The 15,133-nt window shown below is 72.0% G+C and carries 14 protein-coding genes; 10 read left to right on the top strand and 4 right to left on the bottom strand.

Features of this window, described 5'->3' with window-relative positions; translation table 11 throughout:
• The first annotated feature begins 29 nt into the window (after nucleotides 1–29).
• The 6 genes from ACIO3R_RS32895 (at nucleotide 30) to ACIO3R_RS32870 (ending at nucleotide 6,720) form a co-directional block, all read left to right on the top strand.
• Nucleotides 30–878 carry a tryptophan 2,3-dioxygenase family protein gene (locus ACIO3R_RS32895; RefSeq protein WP_385037305.1) on the top strand — a complete coding sequence of 283 codons (849 nt, stop codon included), beginning with the start codon at nucleotides 30–32 and terminating at the stop codon, nucleotides 876–878.
• Nucleotides 871–2,067, top strand: a complete 1,197-nt coding sequence (kynU, locus tag ACIO3R_RS32890) for a kynureninase (protein ID WP_402110699.1) — start codon at nucleotides 871–873, stop codon at nucleotides 2,065–2,067. Before ACIO3R_RS32895 ends, kynU begins: the two co-directional genes overlap by 8 nt.
• Before the next feature lie 304 nt (nucleotides 2,068–2,371).
• The gene (locus ACIO3R_RS32885) at nucleotides 2,372–3,247 is read left to right on the top strand and encodes an alpha/beta hydrolase family protein (protein ID WP_385031434.1); all 876 of its coding nucleotides are present in this window, start codon (nucleotides 2,372–2,374) and stop codon (nucleotides 3,245–3,247) included.
• A gap of 159 nt (nucleotides 3,248–3,406) precedes the next feature.
• Nucleotides 3,407–4,657 carry a sensor histidine kinase gene (locus ACIO3R_RS32880; RefSeq protein ID WP_385031554.1) on the top strand — a complete coding sequence of 417 codons (1,251 nt, stop codon included), beginning with the start codon at nucleotides 3,407–3,409 and terminating at the stop codon, nucleotides 4,655–4,657.
• A complete protein-coding gene (locus tag ACIO3R_RS32875) occupies nucleotides 4,654–5,334 on the top strand; it encodes a response regulator (RefSeq protein ID WP_385031437.1) in 681 nt (226 codons plus the stop codon). The genes ACIO3R_RS32880 and ACIO3R_RS32875 overlap by 4 nt, the downstream gene beginning before the upstream one ends.
• Before the next feature lie 150 nt (nucleotides 5,335–5,484).
• Entirely contained in the window at nucleotides 5,485–6,720 is a 1,236-nt protein-coding gene (locus ACIO3R_RS32870; protein ID WP_402110696.1) for a cytochrome P450, read from the top strand.
• A gap of 58 nt (nucleotides 6,721–6,778) precedes the next feature.
• On the opposite strand, the gene ACIO3R_RS32865 is transcribed toward ACIO3R_RS32870, so the two are convergent.
• From ACIO3R_RS32865 to ACIO3R_RS32855, 3 genes are read right to left on the bottom strand one after another with little or no spacing between them, the layout of a single operon-like run.
• On the bottom strand, nucleotides 6,779–7,168 hold the full coding sequence (locus ACIO3R_RS32865; protein ID WP_402110695.1) for a hypothetical protein: 390 nt from the start codon (nucleotides 7,166–7,168) through the stop codon (nucleotides 6,779–6,781).
• A 54-nt stretch (nucleotides 7,169–7,222) separates the two neighbouring features.
• On the bottom strand, nucleotides 7,223–8,854 hold the full coding sequence (locus tag ACIO3R_RS32860; RefSeq protein WP_402110693.1) for an ABC transporter permease: 1,632 nt from the start codon (nucleotides 8,852–8,854) through the stop codon (nucleotides 7,223–7,225).
• Entirely contained in the window at nucleotides 8,851–9,765 is a 915-nt protein-coding gene (locus tag ACIO3R_RS32855; protein ID WP_385031449.1) for an ATP-binding cassette domain-containing protein, read from the bottom strand. The genes ACIO3R_RS32860 and ACIO3R_RS32855 overlap by 4 nt, the downstream gene beginning before the upstream one ends.
• A 112-nt stretch (nucleotides 9,766–9,877) precedes the next feature.
• Between ACIO3R_RS32855 and ACIO3R_RS32850 the strand changes: the two genes are divergently transcribed.
• Nucleotides 9,878–10,435, top strand: coding sequence for a GbsR/MarR family transcriptional regulator (locus ACIO3R_RS32850; RefSeq protein WP_402110692.1), 558 nt, complete (start codon nucleotides 9,878–9,880; stop codon nucleotides 10,433–10,435).
• Between the two features lie 85 nt (nucleotides 10,436–10,520).
• Here the strand turns inward: ACIO3R_RS32850 and ACIO3R_RS32845 are convergent, their stop codons facing one another.
• Nucleotides 10,521–11,375, bottom strand: coding sequence for a diacylglycerol kinase family protein (locus tag ACIO3R_RS32845; RefSeq protein WP_402110691.1), 855 nt, complete (start codon nucleotides 11,373–11,375; stop codon nucleotides 10,521–10,523).
• Nucleotides 11,376–11,561: 186 nt separating this feature from the next.
• Here ACIO3R_RS32845 and ACIO3R_RS32840 point away from each other — a divergent pair, with 186 nt between their 5' ends.
• The 3 genes from ACIO3R_RS32840 to ACIO3R_RS32830 all read left to right on the top strand — a co-directional run bounded on the left by ACIO3R_RS32840 (nucleotide 11,562) and on the right by ACIO3R_RS32830 (nucleotide 15,114).
• Nucleotides 11,562–12,845 (top strand): adenylosuccinate synthase, encoded by a 1,284-nt coding sequence (locus ACIO3R_RS32840; RefSeq protein ID WP_363021281.1) that lies wholly within the window; start codon nucleotides 11,562–11,564, stop codon nucleotides 12,843–12,845.
• A 203-nt stretch (nucleotides 12,846–13,048) separates the two neighbouring features.
• Nucleotides 13,049–13,894, top strand: coding sequence for a glycoside hydrolase family 19 protein (locus tag ACIO3R_RS32835; RefSeq protein ID WP_402110750.1), 846 nt, complete (start codon nucleotides 13,049–13,051; stop codon nucleotides 13,892–13,894).
• 326 nt (nucleotides 13,895–14,220) lie between these two features.
• Nucleotides 14,221–15,114 carry a glycoside hydrolase family 19 protein gene (locus ACIO3R_RS32830; RefSeq protein WP_402110689.1) on the top strand — a complete coding sequence of 298 codons (894 nt, stop codon included), beginning with the start codon at nucleotides 14,221–14,223 and terminating at the stop codon, nucleotides 15,112–15,114.
• The last annotated feature ends 19 nt before the right edge of the window (nucleotides 15,115–15,133 follow it).

Below are 15,133 nucleotides of genomic sequence, written 5' to 3'. Positions count from 1 at the left end.
ACCCGGAAGCTCGTGTCGAGGAGACAGCAATGTCGACGAATCACCCCGACCCCGAAGCCACCGGTGCGCAGACCCCGCACCTCGACTTCGCGGGAACGACTCCGTACGAGGACTACGTCCAGGCGGACGTCCTCACCCACCTCCAGCACCTGCGCTCCGACGACCCGGGCGAGATGGTCTTCCTGGTCACCACCCAGGTCATGGAGCTGTGGTTCACCGTCATCGTCCATGAGTGGGAGACCGCCGCGCACGCCCTGCGCGAGGACCGGCTGCCGGTGGCACGCGACGCGCTGAAGCGCTCGGTGCGGGAGCTGGAGGCGCTGAACGCCTCCTGGACGCCGCTCGCCCAGCTCACCCCCGCCCAGTTCAACTCCTACCGGTCCGCGCTCGGCGAGGGCTCCGGCTTCCAGTCGGCGATGTACCGGCGGATGGAGTTCCTGCTCGGGGACAAGTCCGCGTCCATGCTCGTGCCGCACCGGGGCGCGCCCCGCGTGCACGCCGAGCTGGAGAAGGCGCTCGGGGAGCCGAGCCTGTACGACGAGACCCTCGCGCTCCTCGCCCGGCGCGGCCACGCCGTCCCGGAGGCCGTGCTCGACCGTGACCTGTCCCAGAAGCACGAGCCGTCGCCCGAGGTCGAGGCCGTCTGGGCGGAGATCTACGCCAACCCCGATCAGCACGACGAGCTGGTCCGGCTGGGCGAGGCGCTCACCGATGTCGGCGAACTGGTGTGGCGATGGCGCAACGACCACCTCGTCGCCACCCGGCGGGCCATGGGCTCCAAGACCGGGACCGGCGGTTCGGCCGGGGTCGCCTGGCTGGAGAAGCGCGCCACCAAGAACGTGTTCCCCGAGCTCTGGACGGCCCGCAGCCATGTCTGACCTCCAGGAGCGCGCCCAGGCGCTCGACACCGCCGACGAACTGGCGCCGCTGCGCGAGCTGTTCACGCTCGACGACACCGTCTACCTGGACGGCAACTCGCTGGGCGCACTGCCCCGCCACGTGCCCGCCCGGCTCCAGGAGGTCCTCACCCGCGAGTGGGGCGAGCTGCGCATCCGGTCCTGGGACGAGAGCGGCTGGTGGACCGCGCCGGAGCGGATCGGGGACCGGATCGCCCCGCTCGTCGGCGCCGCCGCGGGACAGGTCGTCGTCGGTGACTCGACGAGCGTGAACGTCTTCAAGGCCGTCGTCGCCGCGACCCGGCTGGCGCCGGAGGGCCGCGACGAGATCCTCGTCGACGCGGACACCTTCCCCACCGACGGCTACCTCGCGGCGTCGGCCGCCCGGATGACCGGTCACCGGATCGTCCCGGTCGCCCCCGCCGACGTGCCGGCCGCCCTCGGTCCGCGTACCGCGGCCGCCCTGCTCAACCACGTCGACTACCGCTCCGGCAGGCTCCACGACCTGCCCGGACTCACCGCCGCCGTGCACGCGGCGGGCGGGATCGCGGTCTGGGACCTGTGCCACAGCGCGGGCGCGCTGCCCGTCGGGCTGGACGCGCACGGAGTGGACCTGGCGGTCGGCTGCACGTACAAGTACCTGAATGGCGGGCCCGGTTCGCCCGCGTACCTGTACGTCGCCGCGCGGCACCAGGCGGCCTTCGACTCGCCCCTGCCGGGGTGGACGTCGCACGCCGACCCGTTCGCGATGACCCCCGGATACACGCCCGCCGACGGCGCCGTACGGGGCCGGGTCGGTACCCCCGACATCCTGTCCATGCTGGCCCTGGAGGCGTCCCTCGACGTGTGGGACGGGGTCGGGGTCGAGGCGGTGCGGGCCAAGTCCCTGGCGCTGACGGACTTCTTCCTGGAGTGCGTCGCGGCGTACGTCCCCGAGGGGCGCGTCACCTCGGCCACCCCGGCCGCCCACGCGGAACGCGGCAGCCAGGTCGCGCTGCGCTGCGAGGACGCCGAACCGGTGATGGCCGCGCTCATCGCACGCGGAGTCGTCGGGGACCTGCGCCGTCCGGACGTACTGCGGTTCGGATTCACACCGCTGTACGTGGGGTTCGCCGACGCCGAACGTGCGGCGCGGGCGCTCGCGGACGTACTGGCCGCTCCGGCGGCGTAGGCTCCCGGGTCAGTCCGGCGACCGGCTCGCCCCGGTCGCCGGACGCCCGGAGGAGCGGGCGGAACGGGTGCGACGACAGCAGACGGCGAGGGACCGGCCGTACGCCGAACTCACGCGCTTCGCCGACGGGGTGAGGGACCAGTGGGCCGACACCGTCGTACTCGTTCCTCACCCCGTCGGCGAAGCGCGGGTGGGCGGGGCGGGAGGCCGGGCCGACCGCCACCGGGGCAGGGAACGCCTCCATACTGATACCGTCCCCGCAGGTCAGCCCAGTTGGGCATTGTCAGGGGACGGTTGGAGCAGCATGTCGGATTCTGCCGCGCGTGATCAGGACGCAGCCGAGACCGAGTCCGCGTTCTCGCATCCGGTGATCGCCCCCGATGCCTCCGCCGCCTACGGCAGCCACCCGGACCAGACGATCGACTTCTACGCCCCGCACGACGGACGCACCGGCGCGCCCGTCGTGGTCGTCCTGCACGGCGGGGCGTGGCGGGCCCCGTACGACCGGCTCCACATGTCCCCGTTCGCGGGATTCCTGGCCCGGCGCGGGTTCGCCGTCGCCAGTGTCGAGTACCGGCGGGGCAGCGAGATCCCGCAGCAGCGCGGCTCGGGCCCGGTCGCCGGCCGCTGGCCGGAGACCTTCGACGACGTCGCCGCGGCGATGGACGCGCTGCCTGAGCTGCTCGCGCGGGAGCTCCCCGCGGCGGACGCCCGGCGGGTCGTCGTCACCGGGCACTCGGCGGGCGGGCAGCTCGCGCTGTGGGCCGCCGCCCGGCACGTACTGCCGGAGGGCTCGCCGTGGCGGCTGCCGCGCCCGCCCGCGCTGCGCGGCGTGGTGGCCCTCGCGCCGATCGCGGACTTCACCACCGCGGTCGGACTGGATGTGTGCTCCGGCGCGATCGGGCAGCTCCTGGGAACCGCCGAGGACTTCGCCGCCCGGAGCGCGCACGCCGACCCGGCGCTGCTGCTGCCCACCGGCATCGCGACCGCCGTGGTGCAGGGCACCATGGACCTCACGGTGCCGCAGGCCGTCGTGGAGGCGTTCGTCGACGCGGCGGCGAAGGAGGGGGAGACCGTGGGGCTGACCCTGCTGCCCGGCGTCGGGCACTTCCCGCTGATCGATCCGGCGGCCGACGCCTGCGCGGTGGTGGCCGAGGAGATCGCCCAACTGGCCTGGTGAGAGCCGCGCTACGGGGACGGGGCGGACCCGGGTAGTACTTGCGACGGACGGCCCAGGATCCGTATCCGTGCTGACGACCCCGGTGGCCGCGCCGCCTACCGTGGAAGCGTGACCGAGACCAAGACCAGAAGCCCTGAGCTCCGGGCCGCAGCGGGAGCGATGGCCGGCCTGCGGCAGGACCTGATCCGTGACGCGTTCGCCTACCGTCCGCTGCCGCCCATGCGGACCGACGGGCCGCTGACCCGGCGGCTGCCGGAGCGGCTCCGGGCCCGTGCCCGGTGGATCCCGCACGCGGTGGTGCTGGCGGCCGCGCTGATCGCGTTCATGGAGGGTTTCGCCGGCACCGGCAACGCCGGCGTCCTGGTGTCCGGGCTGCTGCCGGCCGCCTGCATCGCGATGACGCTGATCAGGCCGGTCGGGGCGTTCTGGATGTCGATGGCGATGGTCCCGGTGTCCGTGCTCTTCGGTGACGTGGACGGGCCGTGGGGGGCGAGCGCCTTCTTCGCCCACCTGGTCGTGCTGAACGTCGTCGCGACCCGGACCCGGCCGCGCACCGCCGCCTGGATGTGGGCACTGACCCTGCTGCTCGGCACGCTCGTGGAGAACGTCGCCGGCTGGGACACCTCGTCGAACACCGCCGCCATGGCCGTCTCCTCCGCGTTCGCCCTGCTCCTGGTGAGCCTGGTGCAGATCCGCCGGGAGGCGGAGCGCGAAGTCACCGTGCAGCGCACCGTCACCGCCGTCGAACGCGACCGGCGCACCCTGCTGGAGGAGCGCACCACCATCGCCCGCGAACTGCACGACGTGGTCGCCCACCACATGTCGGTCGTCGCGATCCAGGCCGAGGCCGCCCCGTACCGGGTGGAGAATCCGCCGCCCGAGCTGGAGCAGGCCTTCCGCACGATCCGGGAGAACGCCGTCGCGGCGCTCACCGAACTGCGCCGGGTGCTCGGCGTCGTACGGACCGAGGGCTACGAGGTGCCGGACGCGCCGCAGCCCACCCTGGCCGAGCTGGACGGCCTCCTCGCCAACGTCGGCGAGGCGGGCCTGACGGCGGAGAAGGCGGTGACCGGTGCGGTGCGTGAACTGCCGCAGGGCGTCGAGCTGTCGGCGTACCGGATCATTCAGGAGGCCCTCAGCAACACCCTGCGGCACGCCCCGGGTGCCACCGCGAGGGTCGAGATCGGCTATGTGCTCGGCGGGCTCGGACTGCGCGTCGTCAACGGCCCGCCGACCGGCCCGGTGAAACCCTCGCCGGGAGCCGGGCACGGAATAACCGGGATGCGGGAGCGGGTCGGGATGCTGAACGGTGAGATGACCGCCGAGACGACCGCCGACGGCGGCTACGAGGTCACCGCGTTCATCCCCGTCCAACAGGCCCCCTCCGACGCCCCCGTGGAGCAGGCGTGACGACCCCGGGAACAGACGCGCCGATCCGGGTACTGATCGTCGACGACCAGATGATGGTCCGCGAGGGATTCTCGGTACTGCTCAACGCGATGCCGGGCATCGAGGTCGCCGGCGAGGCGGTGAACGGCCGCGAGGCCGTCTCGCAGGTCGCGGCGCTCCGCCCCGACGTGGTGCTGATGGACATCCGGATGCCGGAGCTCAACGGCATCGAGGCGACCCGCGAGATCGTCGCCGCCGACGGAGACGCCAAGGTGCTGGTGCTGACCACCTTCGACCTCGACGAGTACGTCTACCAGGCGCTGCGCGCCGGTGCCTCCGGCTTCCTCCTCAAGGACGCCTCCGCCCGCCAACTCGCAGACGGCGTACGGGTGGTGGCCTCAGGCGAGGCGCTGCTCGCCCCCACCGTCACCAAGCGGCTGATCAACGAGTTCTCCAAGCTCGCGGCGGCGCCGCGCCCACCCGCACTGGCCCGCGTCGGGGACCTCACCGAGCGCGAGACGGAGGTGCTCGTCCTCATCGCCCAGGGCCTGTCGAACGCGGAGATCGCCTCGCACCTGGTGGTCGCCGAGTCCACCATCAAGACCCATGTGAGCCGCATCCTGGTCAAGCTGGGCCTGCGCGACCGCACCCAGGCGGCCGTCTTCGCGTACGAGGCCCGGCTGGTCACACCGTCCTGAGGGGCCGGCCGGGTGGCGGGCGGCCTCACGGCCTGACCCACGACGGGCAGCGGCGCCACGGCGCCCGGGGCCTCCGCCTCGGACCCGAAGGCGCCGGGCGCCGCTCCTTCTCCCGCTGACAATCGCGGGTCAGGCCGTTAGCGTCGGTTCATGAACCAGCCCACGCCCGCCGCCTCCGGCTCCGCCGCCCTCTTCGACCCGTGGTCGGCGGCGTTCGTCGCCGATCCGTACCCCGCCTACGCCGAACTGCGTGCCACCGGCCGGGCGCACTACTTCGAGCCCACCGACCAGTGGCTCGTCCCGCACCACGCCGATGTGTCCGCGCTGCTGCGTGACCGCCGGCTGGGCCGGACGTATCTGCACCGGTTCACGCACGAGGAGTTCGGCCGGACCCCTCCGCCCCCGGAGCACGAGCCGTTCGAGACGCTCAACGGGCAGGGGATGCTGGACCTGGAGCCGCCGGACCACACGCGGATCCGGCGGCTGGTCTCCAAGGCGTTCACCCCGCGTACCGTCGAGCGGCTCGCCCCGACCGTGCACCGGCTGGCCGCCGGGCTCGTCGACGACTTCGTCGCGCAGGGCGGCGGCGACCTGCTCACGGCGGTGGCCGAGCCGCTGCCCGTCGCCGTGATCGCCGAGATGCTCGGCATCCCGGAGTCCGACCGGGCGCCGCTGCGGCCCTGGTCGGCGGCGATCTGCGGGATGTACGAGCTGAACCCGTCCGAGGAGACCGCCCGCGCCGCCGTCCGCGCCTCGGTCGACTTCTCCACGTATCTGCGCGAGCTGATCGCCGAGCGGCGCGGGAACCCCGGCACGGATCTGATCTCCGCGCTCATCGCCGCCCACGACGAGGGCGAGCGGCTCACCGAGCAGGAAATGATCTCCACCTGTGTGCTGCTGCTGAACGCGGGGCACGAGGCGACCGTCAACACCACCGTGAACGGCTGGTGGACCCTGCTGCGCAACCCCGGGCAACTGGCCGCGCTGCGGGCCGACCACGGGCTGCTGCCGTCCGCGATCGAGGAGCTGATGCGGTACGACACCCCGCTCCAGATGTTCGAGCGCTGGGTGCTCGACGACATCGAGATCGGCGGCACGGTCATTCCGCGCGGTTCCGAGGTGGCACTCCTCTTCGGCTCGGCCAACCGCGACCCGGCCCGCTTCTCCGACCCGGACACGCTGGACCTCGCCCGGCAGGACAACCCGCACATCACCTTCGGCGCCGGCATTCACTTCTGTCTGGGCGCCCCGCTGGCCCGGGTGGAACTGGCCGCCTCCTTCGGTGAGCTGCTGCGCCGGGCGCCGGACATGCGACTGGTCGCGGAGCCGGAGTGGAACCCGGGGTACGTGATCCGGGGCGTGAAGGAGCTGCGCGTCGAGCTGTGAGCGGCGGGGGCGGCCGGGTGCGCGGGCGCCCCGGGTGTCCGGGCGTCCAGCCGGGTCCTCAGCAGCTGGGCCCACAGGGGGACGGCGGCCCTTCGAGCACCTGGAACGTCACCCCGAGGACGGCCACGGCCGCGAGGAGCGCCGCGAACCCGAGAGCTCGCCGCCACTTTCCCCGTACGAGGTACAGGCCGCCCAGCGCGGCCGCGACGCCGCCGAGGGTCATGACCGGCAGGCCCTGCCAGAGCACGTCCCACTCGGCCTCGCCCTCGAAGCCGCCGAGGATGCCGCGCCGTGCGTAGGGCGCCCAGACGAGCATCCCGGCGGCGGCCCCGGCCCCTGCCACGGCGCATCCGGCGGCTCCGGCGAGGGCCTCCCGCCGACTGTCCCTGCTGGTGTCCGTCCCGTTGTCCGTCCCGTTGTCCGTACCTGTGCCCGTTCCGTTGTCCATACCGGGGGTGACGCCCGCCGGACGCCCGCGGGTTGCGGGCCGCCCCGCTCCGGCTCAGTTCAGCATGTCCCGCCGCCGCAGCGCCGCCAGACCGCCGGCCGTCAGCGCCACCGCGAGCGCGGTGAGCAGCGCCACCGGACCCCACTCCATCCCCGCCCCCGGCAGCTTCGGCAGGTGCGTGAACGGAGACAGGTCCATCACCGGCTGCGGCAGATCCAGGGCCGGGCCTATCCAGCCCAGCGCCAGGCAGATCCCCACCGCTCCCCAGGCCGCGGTGGCGGCCCTCGGCAGTGCCCCGTACAGCAGGACCGTCACCCCGCCCAGCAGCCAGATTGCCGGCAGCTGCACCAGCGAGGCGCCGAGCACGGCGGGCAGTTCGTGCCCGTATCCGGTGGCGAGGCCGAGGCCGCCGGCCACCATGATCAGGGCCGCGCCGCCGAAGGCGATGAGCAGATGGCCGGCCGCCCAGCCGATCCGGCCGACTCCGCCCGCCAGCACCGGTTCGGCCAGCCCGGCGGTCTCCTCGCCGTGCGGCCGCAGCACGGAGGAGACGATGTACAGCGCCGCCACCGTGCCCAGCACGGAGACCATCGAGGCGAGGAACGCGTCGGTCAGACCGGCCTGTCCGCCCATCCGCTCGAAGATCTCCCGGGTCTTCTCGTTGTCCCCGACGAGATCGGCCGCCGCGCCGGTCAGCCCGCCGAAGACGACACCGACCGCGGCGAACGACACCGTCCAGCCCAGCAGCGCACCGCGCTGGAGCCGCACGGCGAGCCCGAACGCGGTGGAGATCCGGCCCCGGGCGGGCCCCGGCCGGGCCGCCAGGAAGCTCATGCCGACATCGCGCCGCCCGGCCAGCGCGTACGCCGCGGCGCACTGCACCGCCACGGCGCCGGCGATCACGAGGAGCACCCACCACCGCTCGTCCGCGTACGGCCGGACGTTCTCCGCCCAGCCGACGGGGGAGAGCCAGGTGAACACGGACGAGCCGTCGTCCACCGCGGAGTCGCCCGCCGCCTTCAGGACGAACGCGGCGCCGATCACCGCGGCCGTCAGCCCCTTCGCGAGCCGGGCGCTCTCGGTGAACTGGGCGGCGATCGCGGCGGTGCAGGCGAACAGCACACCGACCCCGGCGACGGCCGACGCGATCGCCACCGCACCGGCGCCGCCCGCCCCGGACCCGGCCATCCCCGCCACGATCACCAGGGCCAGCGCGGCATTGGCGATCACCGCGGCGAGCAGTGCCGCGGTCAGCGGGGCGCGGCGCCCGACCATGGCGGAGGAGAGCATCTCCTGACGGCCGGTCTCCTCCTCCTCGCGGGTGTGCCGCACGACGACGACCAGGCTCATCACCGCGGCGAGCGCGGAGCCGAAGGCGATCATGCGCCAGCTGACGAGCCCGCCCACGGAGTCGCTGAACACCGGCCCGTACATCGCCCGCAGGGAGCTGTTGCCGTTCATCGACGCGGCGAGCTCGGCGCGCTGGGCGTCCGTCCCGTAGAGCGAGGAGATGGACTTCGCGACGGAGGAGAACGAGCCGCCGAGCACGATCACCCAGAGCGGCATGATGATCCGGTCGCGCCGCAGGGCGAGTCTCAGCAGGGGCCAGGTGCCCGCGAGCTGTCCCGTCCCGGCCCCGGTGCGGCGTCCGGCGCCGGCCGGTGCGGTCATGGTCACGGCAGTCATCGCGCCGCCACCTCCGCGACCGGGCCGGTGTCCGCCGCGTAGTGCCGCAGGAAGAGCTCCTCCAGCGTGGGCGGGGTGCTGCTCAGTGACCGGACCCCGGACGCGGTGAGCGATCTGAGGACGGCGTCCAGCTTGTCCGTGTCGACCTGGAGCGTGACCCGGCGCCCCTGGATGTCGAGATCGTGCACCCCGGGCAGTCCCGCCAGCCCGCTGGGCTCGCCGGCCAGCTCGGCGCTGATGTTGGTGCGCGTCAGATGGCGCATGCCGGCCAGCGAGCCGGTCTCCACCGTCCGCCCCTGGCGGATGATGCTGACCCGGTCGCAGAGCGACTCGACCTCGCTGAGGATGTGGCTGGACAGCAGGATCGTCCGCCCGCGGTCGCGCTCCTCTGCGACGCAGCGCTGGAAGACCTCCTCCATCAACGGGTCGAGCCCGCTGGTCGGTTCGTCCAGGATCAGCAGGTCCACCTCGGAGGCGAACGCGGCGACCAGGGCCACCTTCTGCCGGTTGCCCTTGGAGTACGTACGCCCCTTCTTGGTCGGGTCGAGCTCGAACCGCTCCACCAGGTCGGCACGGCGGGTGTCGTCCAGGCCGCCGCGCAGCCGCCCGTACAGATCGATCACCTCGCCGCCGGAGAGGTTGCGCCACAGCGTGACGTCACCGGGGACGTAGGCCACCCGCCGGTGCAGTTCCACCGCGTCGTGCCAGGGATCGCGGCCGAGCAGCTGGGCTGCGCCGGCGTCGGCCCGCAACAGGCCGAGCAGGACCCGGATGGTGGTGGACTTCCCGGACCCGTTGGGCCCGAGGAAGCCGTGGACCTCACCGGACTCGACGGCCAGGTCGAGCCCGTCCAGTGCGTGCGTCCGGCCGAACGACTTGTGCAGTCCGGCCACGGTGATTGCCTTCGTCATGATTTTGAACGTACGCGACTTTCACAAACTTGTGAAGTTAAGGAAACGTATAAACTCCGAAAGGGTGACGGGACCGGTGATCAGCCGGGGGCGCAGAGGAGACGATGGGGCGATGAGCAGCGAATCCGCGGAGAACGCACGGGAGCGGCAGGACACGGGCGCGGCGTCCGGGGAGCGGGACGCGGAGGCGGTCTCGCGCTTCGTCGAGCGGTTCGCGTCCGAGATGACCGAGGCGGGGATGCAGCGGATGGCGTCCCGTGTCTTCGCCGCCCTGCTCGCCGACGACGACGCCTCGATGACCTCGGCCGAGCTCGCCCTGGCGCTCCGGATCAGCCCGGCCGCCGTGTCCGGCGCGGTGAACTACCTCACCCAGGTCAGCATGATCGGCCGCGAGCGCGAACCGGGCTCGCGCCGCGACCGCTACCGCCTGCACAACGAGATCTGGTACACCACCTTCGCCAGCCGCGACCGGGTGCTCACCCGGTGGGAGCAGACCCTCAAGGACGGTGCGCGCACGCTCGGCGAGCACACCCCGGCCGGTGCCCGGATCGCCGAGACGGCGGCGTTCTTCGAGTTCCTCCAGTCCGAGCTGGAGAGCCTGATGGGCCGCTGGGAGGACCACCGCAAGACCCTCGACCTGCCGACGGCCGACGGGCGCGCGGGCGCCTGAGAACGATCCGTCACATCGACGCCCGCACGGCCCGGCGGCCGACGGGCGCGCGGGCGCCCGAAGGCCCCGCGGCGCGGCCCGCCGACTACGCGTCCGCCACCGGCAGCATCAGCCCCCACGCGCTTGCCCGCACCGTCCAGGTGCGCGTCCTCACCGGCCCGCCGACCTGTATGTCCGCGCGGTAGCGGAAGTCGGGGCCGGAGACCGTGACGGCCTTGGCCTCCGTGGTGACCGGGACGCCCTCCGGCGGGTGGATCGTCACCTCCGCGAGGCCGTCGCCGCACCCCGAGGCCACCGTCACCGATGCGACCGGGCGGTCCAGATCGTTCAGCAGGACACCGTCCGCCTCGATCCGCAGCCGGTGCGTGCGCAGCGGGGCGGGCAGGACCGAGGGCGCCGGATGCACCAGCGTCCGGACCAGCGAGCGGCAGGTGTCCCAGACCGCGGTGACGCCCGAGTGGGGGGCCTCCGTGCCCGGTGCGCTGCTCAGGGCCGGGATGCGCAGCGCGCCCAGGACCACGCCGTCGCTGTCGTCGACCAGCAGGTCGAGCCGTCGCACCACGCCGTCGAGCGCGGTGCGGGCGGCCGCCACCGCACTCGTCGGCACGCCGAGCGAACGGGCGAGTTCCAGCGCCGCCGCGGTGCCGACCGGGATCAGCGAGAGGGCGCTCCCGGCCGGTTCCCGCTCCCGGTGCAGCTGGGCCACCGCCCGCCTCAGCGCCCGGTCGTCCCCGACCACCACCGGCCGTCGGCCGCCCCTGCGGGAGAGGGCCCGAGCGAACTCCTCGGGCCCGTCAGGGAGGCAGATCTTGGCGTGCGAACCGGCGCTCAGCACGTCCTTGGCGATCCGGACGGACTCGCCGTCCGTCCGGCGGGCGACCGGATCGATCACCACCAGCAGATGGGGCGCACCGTTACCGGGGGGCTGGGCAGCCGACACCTCGGTCCTTCCTCGGGTAGCATCTTGGTGCAAGAGCCCCTTGCGCTATTGCGCCAGGGGCTTGGTCTATTCCGGGGCACCCGGTTCGACGGTTCAGGCCTTGTCGTACAACGTCGTACGGCATGTACGACGTTTACGTACGCCCCCTGACCTTGGACATGCCCCGCCCGGAAGGGGTGTACGCCTGTGCCCGCACTTGTGCTGCTCGGTGCTCAGTGGGGTGACGAGGGCAAGGGGAAGGCCACCGACCTCCTCGGTGGATCCGTGGACTATGTGGTGCGATACCAAGGCGGCAACAATGCCGGCCACACGGTGGTCGTCGGCGACCAGAAGTACGCACTGCATCTCCTCCCCTCCGGAATCCTGTCACCGGGGTGTACCCCGGTCATCGGAAACGGTGTCGTGGTCGACCCGGCCGTCCTGCTCTCCGAGCTGAGTGGGCTGAACGACCGCGGCGTGGACACGTCCAAGCTGTTGATCAGCGGTAATGCTCATTTGATCACCCCGTACAACGTCACCGTCGACAAGGTGACGGAACGGTTCCTCGGCAAGCGGAAGATCGGCACGACCGGGCGCGGTATCGGCCCGACGTACGCCGACAAGATCAACCGGGTCGGCATCCGCGTCCAGGACCTCTACGACGAGTCGATCCTGGAGCAGAAGGTCGAGGCGGCCCTGGAGCAGAAGAACCAGCTGCTGGCCAAGGTCTTCAACCGGCGCGCGATCGAGGCCGGCAAGGTCGTCGAGGACATGCTCCAGTACGCGGAGCAGATCAAGCCCTTCGTCGCCGACACCACGCTGATCCTGAACGACGCCATCGACGCGGGCAAGGTCGTCCTCTTCGAGGGCGGTCAGGGCACGCTGCTCGACGTCGACCACGGCACGTATCCCTTCGTCACCTCGTCGAACCCGACCGCGGGCGGCGCCTGCACCGGTTCCGGCGTGGGCCCGACGAAGATCAGCCGGGTCATCGGCATCCTCAAGGCCTATACGACGCGTGTCGGCGCCGGTCCGTTCCCGACGGAGCTGCTCGACGAGGACGGTGAGGCGCTGCGCCGGATCGGTGGCGAGCGCGGTGTCACCACCGGCCGTGACCGTCGTTGCGGCTGGTTCGACGCCCCGATCGCGCGGTACGCGACCCGGGTCAACGGCCTGACCGACTTCTTCCTCACCAAGCTCGACGTCCTCACCGGCTGGGAGCAGATCCCGGTGTGCGTGGCGTACGAGATCGACGGCAAGCGCGTCGAGGAGCTCCCGTACAACCAGACGGACTTCCACCACGCGAAGCCGATCTACGAGATGCTGCCGGGCTGGTCCGAGGACATCACCAAGGCGAAGACCTTCGCCGACCTGCCGAAGAACGCGCAGGGTTACGTGAAGGCGCTGGAGGAGATGTCCGGCGCCCCGATCTCCGCGATCGGTGTCGGCCCCGGCCGGACCGAGACGATCGAGATCAACTCGTTCCTGTAGGCGCACGGAAGCGGTACACGAGAGGGCCGGGGCGGCGGAATCGCCCCGGCCCTCTCGCGCGCCGGGTGCTGGTCTAGACCTTGACAGGTCCAGACCAGCGGGGGTTGGGTGTCGGGATGCCCGGACGCATGCCGGAGCCCGTCGGCGTGCCCCTGCCGAAGGAGTGAGCAGCGCTGAACCGCATCAAGAGCGTCCTGACCGTCCTGAGTGCCGTCATCGCGACGGCGGCCTTCCTCCCCAGCGCCGCCACCGCGGCGCCCGCCACCACGGAGCGGTGCGCGCCGCTCTGGAGTTCCTCGACCGCCTATACGGCCGGCGGCGCCGTCTCGCACCACGGCCGCAACTGGACGGCCAAGTGGTGGACGCGGAACGAGAACCCGGGCGCCACCACCGTCTGGCAGGACGGCGGGGCCTGTACGGGCGGGGTCTCCGACTTCGTCATCAGCGAGGCGGAGTTCGACAGGATCTTCCCGGACCGCGACTCCTTCTACACCTACCAGGGGCTGATCGACGCCCTGCACGCCTACCCGCGCTTCGCCAACACCGGGACCGAGGCGATGCGGAGCCGGGAGGCGGCGGCGTTCCTGACGCACGCCGACTTCGAGTCGGTGGGTCTCCAGTACGTGAAGGAGATCAACGAGGCCAACTACTGGATCAAGTGCGACTACAGCCGGCCCTTCGGCTGCCCGGCCGGTCAGTCCGCGTACTACGGCCGCGGCCCGATCATGTTCAGCTGGAACTTCAACTACAAGGCCGCCGGTGACGCGCTCGGCCTCGACCTGCTGAACGACCCGTGGCAGGTCGAGCGGGATCCGTCGGTCGCCTGGCAGACCGCGCTCTGGTACTGGAACACCCAGAACGGCCCCGGCACCATGACCTCGCACGAGGCCATGGTCGGCGGCGCCGGATTCGGTGAGACGATCCGCTCGCTCAACGGGGCGCTGGAGTGCGACGGCGGCAACCCCGGATCGGTGCGGGCGCGGGTCGCCGCGTACGAGCGGATCACCGGCATCATCGGTACGAACCCGGGTTCCGGGCTCACCTGCTGACGGTGCGGCAGTCGCATGTGCGCGGGATGCGGGGCTGACCGGCCGGACAGTACGGCGTCCCGCATGCTGGACGGGCCCGAAGGTTTTACCTTCGGGCCCGTCGCCGTTCCTGGGTGTGTCCGGAGCGACTCCCTCCGGAATCGGCCCTGTTGGGGGTACCTGCGGGGCGAGTGGACGGTGGTTTCTCCGGGTGGGTGCGGCGGGGCGGGAAGGTTCCTCATGTTGGTCTAGACCTTGACAGGTTCAGACCAGCAGCGCTTGAGTGTCGGGACCCCCCATGGCGGCGCACCGATGAGCTCGGTGCGCCGCGCCGAAGGAGTGTTCACATGATCAGACGCATCATGGGCGTGCTCGCCGCGCTCGGCGCGGTCGTCGCGACGCTGGTAATCCTCCCCGCCACCACCGCATCCGCCGCCGACTGCGCGGCCGCCTGGAACTCCTCGTCCGTCTACACGGGCGGCGGCTCCGCCTCGTACAACGGGCACAACTGGAGCGCCAAGTGGTGGACCCAGAACGAGACGCCGGGCAGCTCCGACGTCTGGGCCGACCAGGGCAGCTGCGGAAGCGGCGGTACGGATCCGGGTGACCCGGGCTCCTCCGACGGGTTCGTCGTCAGCGAGGCGCAGTTCAACCAGATGTTCCCGGGCCGCAGTTCCTTCTACACGTACAGCGGTCTGACCGCCGCCCTGAGCGCCTACCCGGGCTTCGCCAACACCGGCAGCGACACGGTGAAGAAGCAGGAGGCCGCCGCCTTCCTCGCCAACGTCAGTCATGAGACGGGCGGCCTGGTGTACGTGGTCGAGCAGAACACGGCCAACTACCCCCACTACTGCGACACGAGCCAGTCCTACGGCTGTCCCGCCGGCACGGCCGCGTACTACGGCCGTGGGCCGATCCAGCTCAGCTGGAACTTCAACTACAAGGCCGCCGGTGACGCCCTCGGCATCGACCTGCTGGGCAACCCCTACCTGGTCGAGCAGGACGCCGCCGTGGCCTGGAAGACCGGCCTCTGGTACTGGAATACCCAGAACGGCCCCGGCACCATGACCGCCCACAACGCCATGGTGAACGGTGCCGGATTCGGTGAGACGATCCGGTCCATCAACGGCTCCATCGAGTGCAACGGCGGCAACCCCGCCCAGGTGCAGAGCCGGATCGACAAGTACCAGGCCTTCGTGTCGATCCTCGGCACGACGCCCGGGTCGAACCTGAGCTGCTGACCCACGAGCTCCCTGTGAC

It is taken from the genome of Streptomyces sp. NPDC087428 (assembly GCF_044744085.1).
Classification (GTDB): Bacteria; Actinomycetota; Actinomycetes; order Streptomycetales; family Streptomycetaceae; genus Streptomyces.
The sequence above is the reverse complement of the archived record's forward strand: the minus strand, read 5'-3'. Positions and strand labels throughout refer to the sequence as shown.